Source organism: Nostoc sp. FACHB-892, assembly GCF_014698795.1.
GTDB lineage: Bacteria > Cyanobacteriota > Cyanobacteriia > Cyanobacteriales > Nostocaceae > Nostoc.
The window spans coordinates 265,366-288,442 of record NZ_JACJTR010000005.1; the positions used below are offsets into that span (position 1 = coordinate 265,366).

17 protein-coding genes and 1 CRISPR repeat array are annotated in these 23,077 nt (G+C 41.3%); of the genes, 3 read left to right on the forward strand and 14 right to left on the reverse strand.

Annotation, left to right across the window (positions count from 1 at the left end; all coding sequences use genetic code 11):
- Positions 1-33 precede the first annotated feature (33 nt).
- Positions 34-501 carry a DUF4870 domain-containing protein gene (locus H6G96_RS09520; protein WP_190911223.1) on the reverse strand — a complete coding sequence of 156 codons (468 nt, stop codon included), beginning with the start codon at positions 499-501 and terminating at the stop codon, positions 34-36.
- Positions 502-865: 364 nt separating this feature from the next.
- Between H6G96_RS09520 and H6G96_RS09525 the strand changes: the two genes are divergently transcribed.
- The 3 genes from H6G96_RS09525 to H6G96_RS09535 all read left to right on the forward strand — a co-directional run bounded on the left by H6G96_RS09525 (position 866) and on the right by H6G96_RS09535 (position 5,783).
- Entirely contained in the window at positions 866-2,377 is a 1,512-nt protein-coding gene (locus H6G96_RS09525; protein WP_190911224.1) for a BamA/TamA family outer membrane protein, read from the forward strand.
- Positions 2,378-2,737: 360 nt separating this feature from the next.
- Positions 2,738-3,852: a CRISPR direct-repeat array (repeat unit 37 nt; unit sequence ATTGCAATTAATCAAAATCCCTATTAGGGATTGAAAC).
- A 310-nt stretch (positions 3,853-4,162) separates the two neighbouring features.
- Positions 4,163-4,975: an SDR family oxidoreductase gene (locus tag H6G96_RS09530; protein WP_190911225.1), complete on the forward strand. Its 813-nt coding sequence runs from the start codon at positions 4,163-4,165 to the stop codon at positions 4,973-4,975.
- 607 nt (positions 4,976-5,582) lie between these two features.
- The gene (locus H6G96_RS09535; protein WP_190911226.1) at positions 5,583-5,783 is read left to right on the forward strand and encodes a heavy-metal-associated domain-containing protein; all 201 of its coding nucleotides are present in this window, start codon (positions 5,583-5,585) and stop codon (positions 5,781-5,783) included.
- 278 nt (positions 5,784-6,061) lie between these two features.
- On the opposite strand, the gene H6G96_RS09540 is transcribed toward H6G96_RS09535, so the two are convergent.
- The 13 genes from H6G96_RS09540 to scyF form a co-directional block, all read right to left on the reverse strand.
- Positions 6,062-7,024, reverse strand: coding sequence for a general stress protein (locus H6G96_RS09540; protein ID WP_190911227.1), 963 nt, complete (start codon positions 7,022-7,024; stop codon positions 6,062-6,064).
- A 529-nt stretch (positions 7,025-7,553) separates the two neighbouring features.
- Positions 7,554-8,654, reverse strand: a complete 1,101-nt coding sequence (aroF, locus tag H6G96_RS09545; protein WP_190911228.1) for a 3-deoxy-7-phosphoheptulonate synthase — start codon at positions 8,652-8,654, stop codon at positions 7,554-7,556.
- Between the two features lie 81 nt (positions 8,655-8,735).
- Entirely contained in the window at positions 8,736-9,827 is a 1,092-nt protein-coding gene (trpD, locus tag H6G96_RS09550; protein WP_190911298.1) for an anthranilate phosphoribosyltransferase, read from the reverse strand.
- Between the two features lie 97 nt (positions 9,828-9,924).
- On the reverse strand, positions 9,925-11,157 hold the full coding sequence (trpB, locus tag H6G96_RS09555) for a tryptophan synthase subunit beta (RefSeq protein WP_347242205.1): 1,233 nt from the start codon (positions 11,155-11,157) through the stop codon (positions 9,925-9,927).
- A 59-nt stretch (positions 11,158-11,216) separates the two neighbouring features.
- Entirely contained in the window at positions 11,217-12,524 is a 1,308-nt protein-coding gene (locus H6G96_RS09560; protein WP_242063213.1) for a tyrosinase family protein, read from the reverse strand.
- 119 nt (positions 12,525-12,643) lie between these two features.
- Positions 12,644-13,471 (reverse strand): tryptophan synthase subunit alpha, encoded by an 828-nt coding sequence (trpA, locus tag H6G96_RS09565; protein WP_190911230.1) that lies wholly within the window; start codon positions 13,469-13,471, stop codon positions 12,644-12,646.
- A 270-nt stretch (positions 13,472-13,741) separates the two neighbouring features.
- Positions 13,742-14,575 (reverse strand): indole-3-glycerol phosphate synthase TrpC, encoded by an 834-nt coding sequence (gene trpC / locus H6G96_RS09570; protein ID WP_190911231.1) that lies wholly within the window; start codon positions 14,573-14,575, stop codon positions 13,742-13,744.
- A gap of 139 nt (positions 14,576-14,714) precedes the next feature.
- Positions 14,715-16,907 (reverse strand): anthranilate synthase, encoded by a 2,193-nt coding sequence (locus H6G96_RS09575; RefSeq protein ID WP_190911232.1) that lies wholly within the window; start codon positions 16,905-16,907, stop codon positions 14,715-14,717.
- 451 nt (positions 16,908-17,358) lie between these two features.
- Positions 17,359-18,555 (reverse strand): 3-dehydroquinate synthase, encoded by a 1,197-nt coding sequence (locus tag H6G96_RS09580; RefSeq protein ID WP_190911233.1) that lies wholly within the window; start codon positions 18,553-18,555, stop codon positions 17,359-17,361.
- On the reverse strand, positions 18,549-19,196 hold the full coding sequence (locus H6G96_RS09585; protein ID WP_190911234.1) for a DsbA family oxidoreductase: 648 nt from the start codon (positions 19,194-19,196) through the stop codon (positions 18,549-18,551). Before H6G96_RS09585 ends, H6G96_RS09580 begins: the two co-directional genes overlap by 7 nt.
- A gap of 12 nt (positions 19,197-19,208) precedes the next feature.
- Positions 19,209-20,297 carry a bifunctional chorismate mutase/prephenate dehydrogenase gene (tyrA, locus tag H6G96_RS09590; RefSeq protein WP_190911235.1) on the reverse strand — a complete coding sequence of 363 codons (1,089 nt, stop codon included), beginning with the start codon at positions 20,295-20,297 and terminating at the stop codon, positions 19,209-19,211.
- An 18-nt stretch (positions 20,298-20,315) separates the two neighbouring features.
- Positions 20,316-21,605 (reverse strand): glycosyltransferase family 4 protein, encoded by a 1,290-nt coding sequence (locus H6G96_RS09595; RefSeq protein WP_190911236.1) that lies wholly within the window; start codon positions 21,603-21,605, stop codon positions 20,316-20,318.
- 235 nt (positions 21,606-21,840) lie between these two features.
- Positions 21,841-23,022 carry a scytonemin biosynthesis PEP-CTERM protein ScyF gene (gene scyF / locus H6G96_RS09600; RefSeq protein WP_190911237.1) on the reverse strand — a complete coding sequence of 394 codons (1,182 nt, stop codon included), beginning with the start codon at positions 23,020-23,022 and terminating at the stop codon, positions 21,841-21,843.
- Positions 23,023-23,077 lie beyond the last annotated feature (55 nt).

The following is a 23,077-nucleotide window of genomic DNA, read 5'->3' on the forward strand; positions in this document are numbered from 1 at the left end:
TTTTTCGTTCGGAATAAGTGTTATCACACTTTTCTATCGTAAAACTCTAATAGTCAATGGGTAACGATAATGCTCCCCATTGTAAGCTTTAATAGCAGCAAAGGTCACTATAAACGATTGTAATACCAATTTGAATAAGACTAGTGACATAAGTACAGTTAATAAACTATCTAAAGTAGTTTTTATTTCATTAAATGAACCATTGGTAGTTACTGCCACACTAAAGCTAGTTAACAGCAAAATTAAGGATATTGCTATGACAATAAAGGTATATAATGTTAAAGAAATTTGAAAATTTATAGATTCCTTTCCTTGTAAATCAATCCAGGGATACTGTACTTTTTTACATCGCCAAATTAGAACTGGAACTAAAAGATTTAGGGGTAAATATACAGGAATACCAATAAACACTAAAGAAAACAATAATATCCACCCTAACAAAGCCGAGAAATGACACAACATCGCCCATATACGCATTTGTTGTTTAGGTTTTTCTCTCATGGCTTTTTATGTGTAAGTGGATTTAGCAGATAATTCCCCATTCTAATTATCTATAAAAAAGCCAAACAAGAGCTTTAAATCTGAGTATTTCTCTGTCATAGCTTTCGGGAAGAGGTTCTATTTCCCAGACTATACCCTCTCCTAGCAGCAGCGCAACTTCTAAACTTTTGAGGACTTTATCAAGAGCGATGGCGTAACGACCCGCCGGAGGTCATCGCAATTTGAAAATAGTCTGAGAGATTATACTGAGTGCTGGCAAAACAAGCAACCGTTTTTGGGATAACAATAGCAAGATTGATCTAGAACTTACGCACAAGAGATCCGATCTATGCTGTAAACTTAATAACACTAACGGATTTCTAATATGCGAGTTCAAATAACTGTAGTTGCGATCGCAGTAATGTTAATGGGTGGGGAAAATCCACAGGTTCTTGCAGACTCGCAACCTCTTACTCAAGATGAGGCTAGTGGTATTGTGACCCCAAAAGCTACGATTCATATAGAAGGAGGTTATGCCAAATATGGTGATTATATAGGAACAACTCTAGGAGATAGCCAGACGTTTGAAATTTCCCAAAAAGTTGTCAAAAACATCCAGATTCGTTTTATTAATGGGAAAGATGAATTGTTTGATGATAAAGGTCAGCCAATCAAGGGGCGGACTCAGACAGATTTTATCATTGGTTTGCTGAAACTCAAACCAGGTCAGGTATTCCGTGAGGATTTACTTCAAGCAGACTTACAACGATTGAGGAGATTAGAGTCATTTAATCAAGTCAATGTTTACTCTGAAGAAGATGCTTCTAGTATTAATATCATTTATGAAATTAAAGAGCGTAACTTCCCTTCTTTCATTTTAGGAGGCGGTAATAATGAAGATGTTGGGCTATTCGGACGGGTCGGTTACAAAGATGCAAATATTAGCGGTCTGAATGATAAATTAGATACAACTGTGCAGTTTAGCACTAAAGATGTCCAGTTTAATGGTCAATTCACTAGTCGTTATCGTCCTGAAGAACCAAACCGCTTAGGGTATAGCATTAGAGGTTTCCGTAGTCGAAATATATCGGGAACTTTCAACGAAGATATTAGATTGTCTAACGGCGACAAAGTGCGAGAGGGAAGGTTTGGCGGTTCTGTAGGACTTTTACGCTCTTTTGATGACTGGGATACAACCGTGGCTCTCAACTATACCCGGATTAGCCTACGCGATCAAGAATATAACGTTGCACAGGTCGATAGATTAGGGAGTCCCCTATCTGTTAGCGGTACTGGAATTGATGACCTATTTACAGTATCATTTGCTGTATCCAGAGATCAACGCGATCGCCGAGACAATCCGACTCAAGGATCAATCCTCACCTTCAGCACAGAACAAGCGATTCCCATTGGACTGGGCAATATTTCTAGCAACCGTCTACAAGGAGACTATATTCAGTATTTACCAGTCAGTTGGATAGGTAATGGTAGACCAACCGACAATCCAGAAATGTTGGCTATTAACTTACAAATTGGTACGACTATTGGAGACTTTCCACCAGCTGATGCCTTTAATATTGGTGGACTAGATTCTGTCAGAGGTTACGGTTATGGTAAAGTTGCCAGTGGTCGGAGTTATGGTTTAGCTTCGGTGGAATATCGTTTTCCACTTTTTCAGTCAATAGGGGGAGTTCTCTTTACTGACTTAGCCTCAGATTTCGGCTCTAGCGAAACCGTGCTAGGAGAACCAGGAGTGCTGCGAGACAAACCTGGAAGTGGCTTTGGTTATGGCTTAGGATTGCGAGTCAATTCATCCTTTGGGCTGATTCGAGGCGATTTAGGAATTAGCGACCAAGGAGAAGTTAGATTTGAAGTGACTACAGGTCAGCGATTTTAAGCGAAGCGCCTATGCGTTAACCTAGACAAAATAGTGACGCATAATAATATAGGCGATCGCTGAGATAAAGCTAACATTCATGATTTTCGCAGAACCTGTGGTGGTTATGTGCGCGGAAGGGTAGATGTACAAATTCTACAGCCCTGAAAAAGTGCTTCTATCTCAACACCAGGAAGCGTTTCACCCCGCTAATTCACCAATCGTCATCCGCGCAATCTTTGAAATGCTTACAAAAGGTTAGTTTCAGCCTTTAAGGTTTTCCGGCACTCTTTCCAAACAAATTCTCTAATGCTATGATGGCTCTAGAATCGCGCAACCGCACCTTGAAAACTAAATATAGCTTGGCTTTCAGGCTCCCGCATTGCAATTAATCAAAATCCCTATTAGGGATTGAAACCGCGCATTTATACACGTACACGCTACGGGAATCATTTGCAATTAATCAAAATCCCTATTAGGGATTGAAACATCCCCAAGTAACCCTCAAGATAACCCGGTAGTCATTGCAATTAATCAAAATCCCTATTAGGGATTGAAACAAATGACTCGTAAATATTTATAGGAACTAAAATAAATTGCAATTAATCAAAATCCCTATTAGGGATTGAAACATCTTTCTTGTCTTGGTAGCATTTGCGTATATCAAATTGCAATTAATCAAAATCCCTATTAGGGATTGAAACACGCAGGTTACGCCCCATGTTCCTAGTCATACTGATTGCAATTAATCAAAATCCCTATTAGGGATTGAAACATTACTTACGGTAATCCAACACCGGAGCGACGTTTCGATTGCAATTAATCAAAATCCCTATTAGGGATTGAAACGTCAGCCTGTCTTTGTACTGTCTACGCTGATCAACCATTGCAATTAATCAAAATCCCTATTAGGGATTGAAACGCACTCGTAAACCAAGTAGTGTACTGATTCACTAGATTGCAATTAATCAAAATCCCTATTAGGGATTGAAACCAATCTTCTAAAAAGTATTCTTTTTTCTAAACTAATTGCAATTAATCAAAATCCCTATTAGGGATTGAAACCTCTATTTTACCTATGTATTCCCAGAGGGTAACTCTTATTGCAATTAATTAAAATCCCTATTAGGGATTGAAACGCAGTACTTGAAGCACCCTTTGCTTCTATTTCTGATTGCAATTAATCAAAATCCCTATTAGGGATTGAAACCTATACTTTAACTTGCCCTTATACCGATGCTCAGATTGCAATTAATCAAAATCCCTATTAGGGATTGAAACCGCAGTGGCACGCCATTTCTACTCATGTGAGTGAGATTGCAATTAATCAAAATCCCTATTAAGGATTGAAACATACAACGCCCAAAAACCTTCAAAAAGCGTTGATTATTGCAATTAATCAAAATCCCTATTAGGGATTGAAACCATTCTGAAACAATGCCACCAAAACCAATTTCCTATTGCAATTAATCAAAATCCCTATTAGGGATTGAAACTCATAAAGCGTTCTCTTTGTAGCTGGCATAATAACATTTGCTGTAGCATTGATGACTATATTAAATATTTTTGCTCTTGTCTATATAGATACAGATTTTTATATTTGCGTCTAATATGCTTGATTGAAGCATACTCATTTCAGGTGGATAGCATCATTTATTGTCCGCATAAAAATAGCTATAGCAAAAATTATACAGCAGATTGGAAGTAAGTAAGATACAAAATGTAGAACTTAGAAAACTGCTGTATATTGCTGTAGCTAAATTTATAAAACTTAAATTAATTAACTCACGTTCGTCATTCTTTAGCATGAATAAAACATCTGAAAGCCGGAAAAAAAAAACTGCTCTAATTACAGGAGCAGCTAGTGGGATAGGCTATCAATTAACCCAGATTTTTGCTCGTCATGGTTATAATCTGGTGTTAGTGGATAAGAATGAAGAAAAACTTAGTGAAATTATAGGTGAATTCCCGCAAAAATTTGGCATTTTTGTGAAAATTCTAACTAAGGATTTATCTATCTCAACATCCCCAGAAGAAATTTTCGCAGAACTACAGCAAGCATCCATCAAGATTGATGTGCTGGTTAATAATGCTGGCTTTGGTACTTATGGAGCATTTAGCGAAACAGACCTCAATATTGAACTGCAAATGCTTCAGGTAAATATGGTGAGTCTAACTCATTTAACAAAGCTATTTCTCAAGGATATGGTTGAGCAAGACTATGGAAAAATATTAAATGTGGCCTCAGCGGCTGCTTTTCAACCAGGGCCTTTAATGGCAGTTTATTTTGCTACTAAAGCCTATGTGTTATCATTTTCAGAAGCGATCGCTAATGAATTACAGGGCACAGGTGTCAGCGTGACTGTTCTTTGTCCAGGGCCAACAGCATCGGAATTTCAACAAACTGCTGCAATGGAAGATTCAAAGATTGCTAACGTCAAGAGAATGATGGATACGCAAACCGTTGCTAAAATTGGTTATCGGGGCTTGATGACAAACAAAACCGTTGTTGTTCCTGGTATAAGAAATAAGCTATTAACTGAAAGCGTCAGATTTACACCCAGAAATTTAGTAACAAAGGTTGTGAGAAGTATGCACGAACTCAAAAAAAATAGGTAGCCCGATACTTTATACTTTTTTCAACTAAATCACGGGAGTCACTTTCTTGACACAACGAAGTTAACAAGGGCATCTACCGATAAGCATAGGGATCAGCCATGTAACACTTCTGCTACAATCGCATCACTAAAGGTTTTTGTTGTGAAGCCCATAGTCGATATACTCCATAATATAGTTGTTTTTTGAATATATATATGCCGTAAAAGTTGGACAGAAAGACCTGGAGCATAAAAATAAAGTAAAAACCACAGACAATAAGGTTTCGTGACTTACGTATAGATGCTTGTATGTTTAGACAGTGCTGGAGAACAACGGGAACAACTATAAGAGAATCTGCAATGTTTACTGGAGTCTTTAAAACAAACTAAAAAGCGGGTTTTTAGAAGTTAGTGGTACTTAGTGGATTTTCATAAATAACTTTATATATTCTGGTATTTTATTTAATTTCATTACCTACAAAATTTGTCAAAGATAATCTAACTATAACTATTATTTATTACTATCTTTTGGATACTCAATTACCTCACTCTAGTAAGATGTGCGCTAATTATATCAACCATTATGATATTTATAAATATAAATTCCAGTTGATGTACTGAGGTAAGTAATGGCAATTAAATTGAAAGTTCCGGATATCAAAGGTGATGAGTGCGCTAAGAAAATAACTCAATCTATTCAGACTATGGAATCTGATGCCAAAATAAATGTGGATGTTAATGCAAAAACCGTAACTGTAGACGCTGCGGCTTCTGAAGAGACAATTAAACAAATAGTTCAATCTGCTGGTTATACTATCGAAGGCTATTAATTACATTTCTAAATTCCTGAGGAGATTTAGATGAAGTAATCTAGCTATTACAATTGCTTAGTTATATATTCGCCCGGAAACCGGGCGGAATATTATTAAATAATTGCTCTATTTAATCTTTATTAAGAGTATTTTCCTCTTTTGACACCTTTGAAATACTTAGTTTTTGGCTTTAATTATCATCTGTAACAGATACAGCTAAAGACTAGAGTCGATTGAAAGTATTGCTGTATATTTGTTTGCTTTAACAAAAATGTTAGATTTTCCGTTACTAGTTTTCAAGAACGGATTAACATGGGGTCATAAATTTGACATTCTTGAACCCCATAATTGCCCAGAATTAAGCTAGCCGATTCAAGCTCATTGTCTGTGCCACTAACGATAAGTATGTAATTGCCTTGAGCAATTTGTTCGTTGTAAAAGCGTGCCCACTCATCTGCTATTCCTAGCCTCATAGCGTCAAAACGCTCACTTAAATTAACATCAATTGACCCAATCAATTGAGAAAAGTCTTTGCAAATTAAGGAAATTTGGTTTGCTGAAAAACCTGCGGCATACATATCGTTAATTGCGGTTATAGCATTATTTATGCTATTAAAGTAACTAATAGCATACTTGGCCAAAATGCCACTTTTATTAGTCATGGCAGTTGCAGAAGTCCTCGTGGTCAAATAATTTGTAGGTAGTTGCTCACTATTAAGAGGCTCGTAAATGCCAAACTCTTCAATACCCCAACGGTGTAAGATTGCTTCTACTTTAGCAATTTCAAAAGATGTACAATCCACGATTATGAAATAGTGTCCATGCTCTACTCGCTCGTTATATGCTCTAGCTTGGTCTTCCGATATTCCCCAACCAACAAGCGCACCAGCAAAAGTCCCAGTAGCAGCACCAATACTTGCACCAACAAGGGTTGTAACTAAAGCAGTTGCAGCTGCGCCAGCCAACATTATTGGACCAACTCCAGGGATTGCTAAAGTACCAAGACCTACTAATAAACCAGTCAACCCACCAACAGCGCCCCCAGAAAGCCCTCCTACTGTTGCACCTTCGTCGGCTTTATCACCAGTGCGCTCTTTAATTTCATCATCGGCAATCTCATGATTGCGATCTGTATTCTGTACAACTACAGATACTTTTTCCATAGCCAAGCCAGAATCTCTCAACTCATGTAGTGCCTGTTCTGCATCTCGACGATGAGTAAATACGCCTACAGCACGTTTAGATTGACTTAAAACCATTATTACTCCTTGATAGCCGAGGAAAATTAATTCCACACAAATCTAGTTTTTCATTATCTGTAATCTTAAATACAAGTTTATTTAACTTGAAACCATCGCAAGTAATAAAACTCATTACAGACGCTGCAATCACTATCTGTTTGTTAACCCTCTAATATCATGTTTGTTTAATTGCTTATTACCCTTCTTCTGTCACTTTCCGGGAGGGCGATCGCTAGAAGCCCCATGAGGCAACCAATACAAGCTATACTATTAGAAAAAAATTGATCTTGTATTCTGTGTATTAGAAAAGAATTGCGCGAGCGCAGGCTATACAAAAGCTTTAGAATTCAGAAATGGCAAAAGTTTTTGGAGAATGACAGAAGAGGGATAACCCAGATTTCTACTTGTGAGAAATCCATTTGAAAATCCCGCCCTCTATGTAAGCAGGGCGGGGTAGATGAAAACCTGATCAACGGATTTTCTAGATGAAAGAATCTGTTGATCAGGTTTAACCATTTGCAAAAAATCGTTTTAGATTACGGTCTATCTACTTTGATAGTTCTGGTGTGAAGAGAATGCGGCTTTCACCGATGGTATCAAATGCAGGTGTAGACCAGCGATCAACTACTTTGCCCAGAATTGACATTTCTTGAACTAAGCGGTCAAACTTATCAGGAGTGAGAGATTGAGGCCCATCAGATAAAGCTTTAGCTGGATTGGGGTGAACTTCAATCATTAAAGCATCTGTACCAGCTGCGATCGCAGCCATTGCCATCGATGGAACATATTCAGACCTACCAGTACCATGACTGGGATCAATCATAATTGGTAAATGGGTGAGCGATCGCAATACCGGAAGCACCGATAAATCTAAAGTATTCCGAGCATATTTGCCATCAAAGGTTCTGATTCCCCGTTCACAAAGAATCACATTGGGATTTCCAGATGCCAAAATATATTCTGCCGCCATCAGCCACTCGTCAATTGTGGCAGACATTCCCCGCTTCAGTAGCACAGGTTTATCTTGAGCGCCTACCTTTTTGAGCAACGAAAAGTTATGCATATTTCGCGCTCCGATTTGGATTATGTCAGCGGTTTTCGCCACTGCTGATAAATCAGCAGCATCCATGAGTTCTGTGACGATACCCAAACCAGTAGCTTCCCGCGCTGCTGCTAATAAATCTAAAGCGCTTTCACCATAACCTTGAAACGCATAAGGTGAAGTGCGGGGTTTGTAAGCTCCGCCACGCAGAAACTGCGCTCCTGCTGCCTTCACCCGTTTTGCCGTTTCGACAATCATCGCTTCATTTTCAACGGAACAAGGCCCGGCGACTACTACGATTGGATGATTTTCGCCGAAATAGATATCACCGTTAGGTGTTGGTACAACAACTTCGCTGGCTTCTCCATGTCGGAATTCTCGACTTACGCGCTTGAAAGGTTGTTGCACTCGTAATACTTGCTCAATCCAAGGGCTGAACTCTTGAACCTGTAATTTATCGATGCTAATGGTATCACCAATTAGCCCCAGCACAACTTTATGAGTGCCAACACTTTTTTCTACCGTGACTCCCCAAGTCTCACTCACTTCTTGGCTGATGCGAGTAATTTCTTCAACAGGCGTACCGCTCTTAAGTATGATAATCATCTATTTTTCTTCCGTATAGTTTTTGGGTGTAATACAGTCCGTTCGTAGGGGCACAGCAATGCTGTGCCCTTACCTTGGGAATTAGTGCAAAAATTCAGCAAGTTGTTCTAGTTTTGTCCAAGCAGCGCCGCTTTGCAGAATTTCCTTGGCAAGGGCAATACCCTTAACACAACCTGCTAAAACATCAGTTTCCCCATCAATCGCTTCACCAACTTGCAGCGCGAGAGCTGTATTTAAAGCGACTACATCTTGCTGCGCTTGAGTGCCTTTACCTTGGAGAACTGCCTTCAAGATTTCGGCATTTTCTTCGACATCTCCACCGCACAACGCCGCAGTTGGTGCGAAACTCAAACCAAGTTCTTGAGGATTGAGCGTTAGAGAACGCACTTTTTTATCTTGGAGTACAGCCAAGTCAGTGACATCTGCCAAACCAGCTTCATCTAAACGTTCGCGTCCGTGGAGTGCGATCGCTTGCTGACATCCCAATTGGGATAAAGCTTGAACAATCTCCTCTAGTAAAAGCGGGTCGTTCACACCAATAATTTGCCCCGTTGGTCGCATGGGATTTACTAGCGGGCCGAGCAAGTTAAAAACAGTCCGCACCTTCAAAGTTTTTCGCAAAGTTGCGATCGCTTTGAGTGCAGGATGCCAACCTGGAGCAAACAAAAAGGTGATTCCGATTTCACCCACTGCGGCTTGCACTCTCTCAGGAGTGGCGTTGAGATTTATACCCAAAGCTTCCAGCACATCAGCCGAACCAGTCTTGCTAGATGCGGAACGATTGCCATGCTTGGCAACCTTGACCCCGGCGGCAGCAGCGACAAAGGCAACAGCAGTAGAAATATTAAAAGTGGAAGCGCCATCTCCACCAGTTCCGCAGGTGTCTATTAGGGGAGTTAAAGATTGGGTACTGGGGATTGGGGATTGGGATTGTAAGACGCTAGCCATTCCAGCTAATTCTTCGCTGGATACGCCTTTAGCTTGAATTGCGGCTAAAATTGCTCCTGATAGGACATCAGGAATGGCATCTGTGAGCCAACCTTGCATTAGATCCGCAGCTTGGGGAACCGTCAACGATTGCCGATTCAACAACTGTTGCAATAAAGCTGACCAGTTGTAGAACTCAGGAGTGACGGGGATGTTGTCAAGTTGAGTTTTAGTTACAGCTATCATATTTGTCATTAGTCATTGGTCATTGGTCATTAGTCATTGGATCATTAGTCATTCACGATTGGACTTTGGACAAATGACTAATGACAAGAAGAGAAAATTAAGGAATAAGGACTTTGGCGACGGTTTGCACGTCCTTGTCACCTCTGCCCGAACAATTAATGACGATGCGGGGGTTGCCTTCTAACTGAGGACAAAGGGTTTCGAGATATGCGATCGCATGAGCAGTTTCTAAGGCTGGGATAATCCCTTCTAGTTGCGAAAGCCTTTGGAGTGCATCTAACGCTTGTTTATCGGTAACACTGTAATATTCGGCGCGACCAAGATCCTTTAAATAACTATGCTCAGGGCCAACGCCGGGATAGTCTAATCCGGCACTAATTGAATGGGCTTCGATGACTTGACCATCATCATCTTGCAGTAAATAGCTCATTGCACCGTGCAATACACCTATTTTTCCTTTTGTCAAGGTAGCAGCGTGTTTTTCTGTATCTACACCTTCACCCGCCGCTTCGACTCCGATTAGGCGCACCGAGGGTTCATGCACAAACTCATGGAATAAGCCGATCGCATTGGAACCTCCACCCACGCAAGCCAGTAGAATATCTGGTAATCCTCCCCATTTCTCCTGAGCTTGAGCGCGAGTTTCTACACCAATTATCGCGTGGAAGTCACGGACAATCATTGGGTAGGGATGAGGGCCAGCAACAGAACCCAGGATGTAATGGGTTGTTTCTACATTCGTCACCCAATCCCGAATTGCTTCAGAAGTTGCATCCTTGAGAGTTCCCGTACCTGCTTCTACTGGACGAACTTCTGCCCCCATTAATTTCATGCGGAACACGTTCAGGGCTTGGCGTTCCATATCCTGAACGCCCATGTAAATTACACATTTCAAACCGAACCTAGCACATACAGTTGCAGTCGCAACCCCGTGCTGACCTGCACCCGTCTCTGCAATCACCCGTTGCTTACCCATGCGTTTAGCTAGTAACACCTGAGCCAAAGCATTATTAATTTTGTGAGCGCCTGTATGATTCAAATCCTCACGCTTTAAATAAATTTGTGGCCCTGTGCCATCTGGTCTAGCGTAGTTTGTTGTCAAACGTTCAGCAAAATATAATGGGCTGGGTCGTCCCACATAATCGCGCAATAAGTTTTGCAGTTCTGCTTGAAAACTCGGCTCATTGCAATATTGATTAAATGCCGCTTCTAACTCAGTTAATGCAGGCATTAAGGTTTCGGGGACGTACTTACCGCCGAATTTTCCAAACCTGCCTAAAAGGTCAGGTAGCACAGGCGTAGTTGAAATTACAGCGTTGATGTCTTGGATGCTTACCACAGTTGAAAATCCTTTAATGTTCAAGTATTTTTTACTCTCGTTCTAACTTTTTAGAACTTATTCCACTGATAAAATCTTCTTTGTGTTTGATTGTCACGGGTTTCGTAGGTATAACCCAGTGTCCTGTGATTCAAAACGTCTATAGGACGCACCAAATCGTCAGAGTCAAAATTTGGTAATAGGGATAGTAAATTTCCAAACGCCGTAGCTTTGGGGGTAGACATACCGCCGTCCCAAGGCCACATTAGGTCTTTAAGATTGTGTCCATAAGGCTGACCATTAGTAGGATAAAAATCGCTACCTTGATGACCGTTCTCTTGCCATTGGGCCCAGAGGCGGTCTGCGTTCGCATGATTCAACCAAAATACTGGGTCATATGGCGAACTTGGTATATTGCTCATGGTACCCAGACCCTTAAACTTTACGGGTCTTGTGCTTGCGTCTATCTGTACCCCACCTACGAAACCATGAATATAGTTGTGTAGGAATCCTCCTGGGGTGACTTTACCCTGCTCATCTACAGAGATAAATCCTTCCAAAGCAGGGCGAAATAGAGAGTAGTCATTAAGACGAAGGGCACGCTCAACATCTTTTTTGGGCACAGGGTAATCACTGGCAGGAGGTGCTTGTAGAAAGCGGACAAGTGATGTACCTAATGATGTTCCGGTATCTTGGTCGATGTTTAATACTGGATTCATAACCCAGCCATTTGCAGCAGCAAAAGCCCCAGATTTCACAGGCCCGCCTGTAAAGTTTCCCTGATTTGGAATTTTGATGGTTACTCCTTGACCGTTAGAACCAAGAAAGTCATCGTTAAAAATCACATCAAGTGCTTTAGCGTCTGTCCAATCCCAGTATGGGAGAGTAACAGTTGGGTCTACTGCTTGCAATGCTTGTTCAAATCTGCGGATATATTCTCGATGCCAAGGGAAAAATGCGGCATTTTCATGAGCAAGTTCCTCAACGGAAGCATTGGAATGCCCTTTATGATTATGAATTAAGCGTGTTGCCCCTATATGTATGGCAACGAATTGGTCGTAAATACTGAGCTTGCTACCTGCGGGAATTGTAGTTTTTAAGGTTTTGATTGCCTTGACGAAGGCTGTTTTCTCTGCTGATGTCAGGTCAGTTACGTTCTTTCTTACAGCTAAGTGAGCGTATTGTCCTGGAAGATTTTCATACTTATAGTTCTTGTCTTGTCCGTAGTTAATGCGATCGTGGGCGAAGACTGTAATAGCACAGGCGCTAACTAGAAGTAAGCTATAAATTAATATTTTGACAGATTTCAGCAGGAGTTTCATAGCCAAGATTTCCTTTGTATTTCTTCCTTTGCGACCTTTGCGACGGCAGTCGCTCATGGGGGATACCCCCTTGGCGCTAGCCTCTCCCTTTGGGAGAAGACCGCGCTGCCTCGCCTTTGCGGTTTATCGAACCACAGAGGCGCAGAGAACGCAGAGAGAGAAAAAATAGAGCTTTTTTATTTTGCGGAAACAACTTGTTGCAGGGATACTTGAGTAATTGCTGCTTTGAGTTCCTGACAAAGCTTTTCTACAGCTTGTAGTCCTTCGGTTGGGCTACCTTCAGCTAACTTTTTAACGAAGGCACTACCAACAATCACTGCATCTGCACCCCATTCCTTTACTTGATGTGCTTGTTCTGGCCCTGAGATGCCAAAACCAACGCCGATGGGTTTATCAGTAACGCTTCGCAAATCTGTTAATAAATACTTTACGCGGTCTTGAATTTGAGCGCGGATACCTGTAACGCCTGTAACGCTCACTAGGTAGATAAAACCCTGAGATTGATGAGCGATCGCTTCAATTCTATCTTTAGAACTAGTAGGAGCTACAAGTAAAATTACCTCAATTCCGAAAGATGCAGCAGTTTGGATTAATTCTTCTGCTTCTTCTAAGGGTAAATCTGGCACTACCAAGCCTCGGACGCCAGCAGCAGCAATTTTTCCTAAAAATGGTTTAATACCTCGGTGTAAAATGGGATTGTAGTAAGTAAATAGAATTATCGGTGCTTTTAGATTAGGACTCACCACCTGTAACATCTCTAGCACTTGCTCTAATTTCGTGCCATTTTGCAAAGCGCGGGTTGCTGCTGCTTGAATCACAGGCCCATCTGCTAGAGGGTCGGAGTAGGGAACACCCAACTCGATGAAGTCTGCACCATTGCGATCTAAGATACGTAAAGCCTTGGCAGTGGTTTCTAAGTCAGGATCGCCTGCTGTGATAAAAGGGATTAAAGCACACTGTTGGCGATCGCGTAAGGTTTGAAAGGAAGAGGAGATAGAAGTCATTCTGAAAAATAGTTAATGATTAGTTAATAGTTCTGGAAGAATCAACATTTAGCAATTAGCGATGTTCACCCTAAATTTTTTGTCATTGAGGCTTTGATACTCGTGAATGAGTTTTTTATCTCCGTTAGGGAATAAAGAAAGGGTTAAGGGGGAAGAGAAAAGGGAATCTTGCCCCTTAGATGTCCCCTTTACCCGCATTCTGCAAGAAACTTATTTTCTCAAATATCCACCCAACCGCCTTAGAAAGGCTTGCTTTAATTTTAAGGAGGGTTAGGGAGAATCAAGTCTTAGCAAAGTACGCACAGCTTGTTCTACATCGCTTTGTTTAACTAAAGACTCTCCGATCAAAACCGCACGCGCACCAGCCTCAGCAACAAGAGATAAATCAGCAGGTGTATACAGTCCAGATTCACTGACGACGGTGATATCCAAACTTTGTAATTGTTGTTGGCGCTGTGCTAAAAGTTGTTGTGTTGTTCTTAAATCAAGGGTAAAATCTTCTAAATTGCGATTGTTTATTCCTACTAAACGTAAGTCGTCAAGCATTAATACCCGATCCAGTTCAGCCAAGGTATGGACTTCCACCAGTGCATTCATGCCTAAATCGTGAATCACTCGCAAAAAGTTTTGGAGTTCTTGATCTGATAAAATAGCGGCAATCAACAAGACTGCATCTGCACCTGCTGTCCGTGCTAAATAAATTTGATAGGGGTCAATGATGAACTCCTTGCACAGTAGGGGTAATGCTACTTGCGATCGCACCCTTCGCAGATTATCAAAACTACCTTGAAAGAACTTTTGGTCAGTCAGGACTGATAAACAAGCTGCACCACCTCGTTCATAAGCTTGAGCAACAGCTACTGGATCAAAATCTGCGCGGATAATTCCACGGCTAGGTGATGCCTTTTTTACCTCGGCAATTAAGCTAGGTTGGTTAGAATTTTCCTGCAAAGCATTCAAGAAATTTCGCACAGTCGGTGCTGCATTTAACTGTTGTCGCAAAGAAGCTAAAGGCAGTTCTTGCTGCATTTGTGCAACTTCTTCCTTTTTATGCAACACAATTTCTTCAAGAATATGGCGGGGAGGGGCAACTTGGTTAGTCATAAAATGCTAGGGGAGTGGGGAGAGGAGTTAAGAGTTAGGAGTTAATAGTTAGGAGTTATGAGTTATTAATTATGAGAGTTTTTGAGTTAGGAATTTCAGTTCTCGAAATTCCATATTCTCAACTCCTAACTCCTAACTCCTAACTTCTAACTAATGATTGTGTATATGCACGCACAACATTTTTAATGATTTCCAGACCGACTTCTCCCGCTAGAGTCATGATTGACTCTGGATGAAACTGAACGGCGGCGATGGGAAGTGTCTGATGTTCAATGCCCATAATTACGTCGTCATCAGAAATCGCTGTTACCTTGAGTTCTTTTGGCAAACGTTGCGGTAGGGCAAACAATGAGTGATATCTACCTACTGGAAAAGATTGTGGTAAATTTTTGAAGGTCACAGAATTAGAATCAGTGACGAAAATCCGTGAGGATTTACCATGTTGGGGATAGTTCAGGACTCCCAATTGTCCATCAAAAGCTTCAACAATGCCTTGCAATCCCAGACAAACTCCGAAAATAGGAATTTTGCGATGAAGAAGAGCGCCGACTGTCTGGGGAACCCCAAAATCACTTGGTCTACCAGGGCCAGGAGATAAAACAACTAAGTCAGGGCGTTCTGTATCGAATAATGATTCTGAAAAACCATGACGGAGTGTGGTAACGATCGCACCAGTTTGGCGAATGTAATTGGCTAGGGTATGAACAAATGAATCTTCATAATCTATTAGTAAGATGCGTTTGCTAGCTTCCGCACTTGGGAGGATTTTAGTTAATTTGATGGAAGCAGGTTCATCAATTTTCTGAGTGGTTTGCTTTACACGGCGAATCGTCTCAAATAAAGCAGCAGCTTTGGTAATTGTTTCTTGCTCTTCTGCTTGGGGTATGGAGTCATAAAGGACAGTAGCGCCAACTCGCACTTCGGCGATGCAGTCTTTTAATCGGATTGTCCGCAGAATTAATCCAGTATTTAAATTCCCATTGAAATTTAAATAGCCAACTGCTCCACCATACCAACGTCGGGCGCTACGTTCATGCTGTTCAATAAAATCTATTGCGGCTCTTTTGGGTGCGCCGGTGACTGTAACTGCCCAAGTATGTGAAAGAAAGGCATCTAAGGCATCAAATTGCGATCGCAGTGTACCTTCAACATGATCCACTGTATGAATTAAGTGGCTGTATAATTCAATTTGACGACGACCAATCACCTGTACTGAACCAGGTTCGCAGATTCGGGACTTGTCATTGCGATCGACATCAGTACACATTGTCAACTCAGCTTCATCTTTGTGGGAGTTGAGTAACTGACGAATCTGCACCGCATCGTCAAGAGCATCTTGTCCCCGGCTAATAGTGCCACTAATGGGACAAGTTTCTACCCGCCTACCTTCAACCCGCACAAACATTTCTGGAGATGCACCAATCAGATATTCTCCACCTAGATTAAAAATAAATCCATAAGGGCTAGGATTTATTTCTTTTAAGGTGTTAAATAGTTTGCTCGGTTCATCTTCATAGCCTTCAAAAAAGTTTTGACTAGGAACTACTTCAAATAAATCGCCTCGGCGGAAATAATCGAGCGCACCCTCGACTTTTTTGGCATACTCGCCTACTTTATGGTCAGCAATTTGATTGGGGAGAAGATGTTTTCCACGATAATCTACAGACTCACCTGTTCGAGGAAGATCATTAGTGCTGCCATGCACTGTTTCAAATTCATATTGTAGACGGAATGCACGTTGCTGATAGTAGTCAACAACTATCAAGTCATCAGGTAAATAAAGTACTAAATCACGTTGATCTGTAGGACGTTCTAGACGTTGGGTAATTGGTTCAAACTGAAAAACTAAGTCGTAACCAAAAGCACCATACAATCCTAAATGCTCGTCTTCTTGACTAGAAAAAGCGGATAAAATTTCACGGACAACTGTAAATGCTGAAGGTTGTTTACTGCGCTCTTCTTCAGCAAATAATTTTTTCGCAGCTTTAACAAAGCCGATGATATGGTTCTTATCTAGGGTAACTTTCTCAAGTTGTTCTGACTGAGATACTTGCTCTAAAAGGAATGGCAAAAGTACCCGACCACGTTCATTTAACGCTATCAAAGTAAAAGCATTTCCCTGTGTAGTCAATTCTAATGGTGGATTGACAAATCCGATCGCCCATCTTTTGTATCTACCTGGATATTCATAGCTGCTCCTTAGCAAGCCTCCACGCTGAGAATTTAAGCGGAACAGAATATCTTCAAGGGCAGTGTCCATCTTAACTTCTGTGATGGAGCGAGAAACAATTACACCGCCAAAGGTTTTGTAGGAACGCGAATCAAAAATCATGGGGAATTTCTCTGGAAGAGTTATTAGTCAGCAGCCCTTAATCATTATTGATAACTATCTTAAAATTCAAAACAAATCCAGATAATCCGATGTCAATTTAATTCAAATTATCCAAACCTGTATATTCTTTTTAAAAGATGTAATGAAAAACTTTTTGCTTCTTATTTAAGATTACTAGATATTAAGCAGATAAGACATTGAATAATTTTTCGATTAGGTGTCAATTTATTCGCTTTTTATACTGCTCTTCTAGTACATTTCCTGATAGTGCTGTTTAAAGTTATTTGCTTCCCTCAAAGGTAGTAGATTATTTCACAAGTTAATAGCAAATCTCTGCATTACTACCTTAGAGGAAGGCGTACCCCTACGGGGAAGCAAGCTACGCGTAGCGTCTCGTAGAGAAGCGCCTATGCATTTAAAATTCACCCCTCACTTGCCACGAAAAAGAATCCTAAAACTCGCGCAACAGCGATATTGCTTGCCTGTACAATAACAAATCCACCTTGTGAACTTCAATTGCTTTTCCAATGCGTTGTAATAATGTTAAAGTCAATTCTCCGCCCAAGTGTTCGCGGAATTCGGTTAAACCCCGGAATAGACAATGGGGATGTTCCAGTTGTGATAACTTCTCAACCAGTTCTGGCACATATAAAGTGAAACCCAACGCTGATAAAGTACTTAATATCCGTTGCCATTCTGAACAATCCAGCAATCCTACTAAATAGGAATAGGTGCTATCCAAAGCGATACCGATCGCAACTGCTTCGCCATGACGCAAGCGATAATTTGTCAAATGCTCTAATTTATGAGCCGCCCAATGTCCAAAATCCAAAGGGCGAGACGAACCCATTTCAAAAGGATCGCCACTATTGGCAATATGTTCTAGGTGCAATTGGGCGCAACGATAAATAACTTGTTGCATGGTATCCATGTCTCGCCGCACCAGGGCTGTGGTGTGAGAGTGGATATAATCAAAGAAGTTAGCATCTTTAATCAGCGCCACTTTCACGGCTTCTGCAATTCCAGAACGCCAATCGCGATCGTCTAAGCTTGTCAAAAAGGCAGAATCATTTACAACTGCATAAGGTGGTGCAAATGTGCCGAGAAAGTTCTTTTTACCAAAGGCGTTGATGCCGTTTTTCACGCCAACCCCAGAATCATTTTGTGCTAACACCGTTGTTGGAATCCGAATTAGACGAATTCCCCGGTGAGCAGTTGCAGCAGCATATCCAACCAAATCCAATACAGCCCCGCCACCGATTGCTAACACATAAGAATGGCGACATAATCCGGCTGCTTCAATCAATTGCTGGATTTGCTCTACTAAAGTACCATCGTTTTTAGCAGCTTCTCCTCCTGAAATGATCATCGGTTCGGCTGCGATCGCTACTATCTCTGCATAAAACTTGGTATACGCTACTAATTGCCTAACCAATTCAGGTTGATGCTGCAATACTCCTGCGTCTACTATTGCTACAACTTTCTTCGGCTTTGTCTCCCCATCTGCTGTAATCACTTGGGCTAAGGTGGGATTTTTCAACTCAAATAAATTTTGGGTGAAGTAAACCTCATAGTTGAAAGTAACCGAAACACGTTGATGAATTGGTTGCAGACTAAATCTACTTTTTTGCTTAATGTCAACTACCATGTTTTTGCTGATATATCTACAAGTGTGGCACGATTGAAAGCTTCAAGGAACATTTTTACCGAGTGAGAGCCATTGATCTTGACTTTATTATTAATGATGAAAAATGGCACACTGTTAATACCGTTGGGACGAGCAAATATTGATTCTGCTACAAAACCTTTAACCGCAGCATCATCACTTAATTGTAGCCGTAATTCTTTAGCGTCCATTTGGTAAGCTCTACCTATGGCAATAAGAACTTCGATATCTCCAATGTTCAAACCATCTTCAAAGTAAGCTTTATAAATGGCTTCTACAACATCGTTTTTTACCTTTGCTGGTGCGAGGGTAATCAGTCGGTGCGAAAGCTTAGTATTTACAGCCAAACGGATTTTGTCAAAATCTAGTTTGACTCCAGCCGCCTCACCTGCACGTCGCGTACTATCAAACAGGTATTGCAACTCTTCTGGTTTGATGCCTTTTCTATTTTGCATAAAGCTGCGAAATTCGTACCCGCCAGCAGGAATGGTATTGTCGAGCATAAAAGGATGCCAGCGAATATCAACTTCTTTTTCTGGCCATTCTGCCAGTGCATCAAACAGATGCTTTTTCCCTATTCTACACCAGGGACAAACTGGATCGTGAAAGATGTCTATCAGCATAGTTATCATTCTTCAAATGCTAATATTTCTGTGCATTTGTGGTTTCAAATCTCGTTGAATCGTTGGATTTAAAGGCTTTATAAAAACGTTGATTTTTTCTTCAAAAAAGCTTTGAGTATTTTCAAACTCTTGAATTAATGCATCTCTATCTTTCCTAGCTACCAGTTTCGCCAATCGGCTGTAAGTATTAGCTAAAAAGCTAATTGCATTACACCTTTCTTCAGTAGCTAGCATAATATCAACACATAAATTAGGATTTTGAGAAAACAAACGTTTAACAATATCAATTTCTTGACGGTAATTAGGTGTTGACATTGTTAAGCTCTGCTCTACATCGACTTTCACTTGTGCTAAGAAAACACCAAGGCTAAATCTACAGAAATGCTGCGTTGCTTGAATAACCACCATCATTTGATCGTGTTCTTCAGGCGTACAAACAATTAACTCACCACCTTTACTTTTAAGAAAATCTAATAACCATTGAAATGATTCATCGTTTCGACCTGGACAGACTACCACTTTTTGTCCCGAAAACGATTTGATATTTGGCCCAAACATTGGATGTAAACCCATGACTGGGCCGGAATGGTGTTCGAGCATCGCTTGAGTTGGCTGAGTCTTTACGCTGGTGATGTCACATAAAGCTGTAGTTGGGGCAAGATATTTGGCTGCACGCTTGATAACATCAACCGTATATTCAATGGGAACGCTTATTAATACTAAGTCTGCCTGACTCAACAGTTTATCTGCGTATTCCCAATCCTCATGTTCGAGAACGCTGACATTGTGCCCTACTAGCGAAAGCTGCTCTTTAAATAATCTTCCCATTCTGCCGCGTCCACCGATGATCGTAATTTGTCGGGAACTGACATGATTTGTTGCAGATTTAGGAATCAGACTAGCATGGCAACTATTTACTACAGTTGCCCAAACAGACTCAGGGATACCAGCTTGGGCGAGGAGGGGAGCCACATCAGCCAGTTGTTCATCTAAAGAAGGTTGTTCTGATGCTGCTAATAATGATATGCGATCGCTAAGTAAGGCGATTAAGCTCTGGTCAGTTTTTTTAAGCTGATCTGAATAAGAGGATTTCAAAGGCATTTTTCCTGTCCCCAATTTTCAAATATCAACAAGTGATTCGTTGGAAGTCAATTCGGGCAAGATATCCAAAGTTGTTGCTTCTTTGGCAATCACATCAGCAAATAACTCTTCATACCGATCTAGCGCTTGCTCAAAGGAATAATTTTCTACCGCAAACTTTCTTCCCTTGCGGCTTAATTGTGCTACTAATTCCGGCTGATTATATAAATCCAATACCGCCGCAGCTAAAGCATCTGCTGACTCTGGTTCAACGATAACGCCACCGCCACTTTCTTTGATAGCTTTGGCAGCAGTACCAGCAGAAGGAACTGAACCCACAATTGGGCGGCCACTGGCTAACAGCAGTGGTATTTTAGAAGGCATATTAAAGGAAATTACATTGCTCTTTTGCACAATCAAGCCGAGATCTGCGGCTGCTAACATTTGTGGTAGTTTTTCTCGCGGTTGCAATGGTAGCAGCGAAACGTTATCTGCACCACAAGCCAGACAATGTTTTTGCAACCTTTCGAGGGCCTGAGATTCACCAGCAATGACGAAGACAATTTCTTTTAGATGACGCAAGCGAACTGCTGCTTCTATTACTGTCTCCAAACCTTGCGTCAGAGCAATATTACCTGAATAAAGCACTACGAATTTATCATCAAGCTGATGGGTAGCCCTCCAGGAGTTATTCTCCTTCGGTAAAGGGCGGATAAAATTTAGATTCACCCAATTAGGAATGCAGGCAATCTTATTAGCCGATACACCTTTATTTATTAGATTATCTACAAAGCCATCGGCAATTACACTAATGGTATGTGCAGTTCGGTAAGCAAACTTCTCTAAAGCTTCCAGAGCTTTAATCATCAACTTATTCTTAATTAGCCCAACACGCACAGCAGCTTCCGGGAGGATATCTTGCACATTCAGCACTACTGGGCAGTTGTATAGCCAAGCTATTAAGGTTGCAGGTAAACAAACTAGTAGGGGCGGCACTGTTAAGAGAATTACATCAGGTCGTTCGCCCTTAAGAGCTTGTGGCAAACTCGTAAAAACAAAGCTCAACTCTAGCAGTAACCGATCTACGAGGTTAGGTTTAGACTTAATCCGCAGGTAACTACGCTGAATGGTGACACCATTTTTTTGTTCAGTAACGTATAACTTACCTCGATACCCATCGTAAATCTGGCGTTGAGGATAGTTAGGCATACCAGTGATTACCCGCACTTGGTGGCCTCGCTTCACCAGCCCTTCTGCTAGTTCAGTCATCAAAGGTGCAATACCAATTGGCTCTGGATGATAATTGTATGAATAAATAAGAATTTGCATGAGTTGTTAATGTCCTGGAAGCACCTTGATAATGATGTTGGCTTTAATTGTGTTAACCAGTTTTTATCTCCCTTATTCCGGATTTAATAACCTGAAAATTTTTAGAAAAGTTTCGTAGGGGATGTTAAAGCCAACCGTAACGCACCAAAATTCTTGAGGTGGTAGGTTATGCCTCTGAGTAACGCACCCTACGAAACTGTTAATCAAGCATGAGAACTCAACACTGTTTTTGCAATTACTTCTCTAAACTGAAGACTGGCTTTTTTTGTCCACGTTTTCGCAATGTGACGGTAGCAGCCCCAAATCCAAGCAATGCTAAACTCAGTGCTGAACTTGGCTCCGGTACTTGCTTTCTGCCTTCTACGTTTAGCACTTGGACGCGACCTTGGAAGAAATCGCCAACATAAAGCTTGTCATCTTTGAGGGTTGTGCCACCCGTCCAGTTAAACCTGCCGGGAGTAAGGTCCAGGGGGTCGCCAAAAGGAGGGCCAGTTAATGCTGGAGGCGGTACAGGGTTACCTGATGCATCTAGGGCTGGTTGACCGAAGGAAGTCAAGAAGTTACCGTTTTTATCAAACACCTGAACGCGGCTATTGATAGAATCAGCTACATAAATATTCTCTTGGTCGTCCACTTCGATGCCAATTGGCTGAAGAAACTGTCCAGGTTCGCTACCTGCTGAACCAAATGCCAACAGAGGGTTACCAGTTGGATCGAGTACTTGAACGCGGTTGTTATACTGGTCAGCTACAAAGATATTTCCACTAACTGGGGAAATTCTTACACCTGCTACACCTTGGAATTCCCCAGGTGCAGTGCCCAGAGTGCCACCAATGACACCAATTGGCTGTCCGTCAGGTGTGAATTTAAGGATTCTTTCGCCGTTAAAATCACCTACGTAAACGTTGCCAGTTTCGTCAAATGTCAAACCAGATGGTCCAAAGAAAATCCGATCATTTACGCGAGGGGTAAAATCTCCGTTTGCAAAGGATCTAATAAAGTTACCCTGAGAATCGAATTGATTGATGCGGTTGTTGTAAACATCACCTGAATACAGATCCCCTGTTACAGGATTAAAGTCTACAGTTGTTGGCTCGTCAAACTGTCCGGGTCCTGTGCCGCCGGAGCCAATTGCTCCAATATACTGACCGCTAGGATTAAATATTTCAATTTTGTTACCAAGGTCGTAGTTAGGACTACCATCTGCCGGGTTAATACCGCGCCCGTTAGCTATGAGGGTATTTCCTTGGCTATCCACCGCTATCCCTTGAGGAACAAACAGTTCTCCAGGGCCGAACCCAGGACTACCGATACTTCTGTCGTAAGTTAATGTTACAGCCTTGGCTTGGGCTGCTGCTGCCAGCACCATCAATCCAGTACCGAGAATGCCGATTGAGAAATTTTTGACTAACCCCATGAGTTTGAAGTCCTGGTTGTATGAGTGTATACTCTTTCCTAGACTAATATTCGTT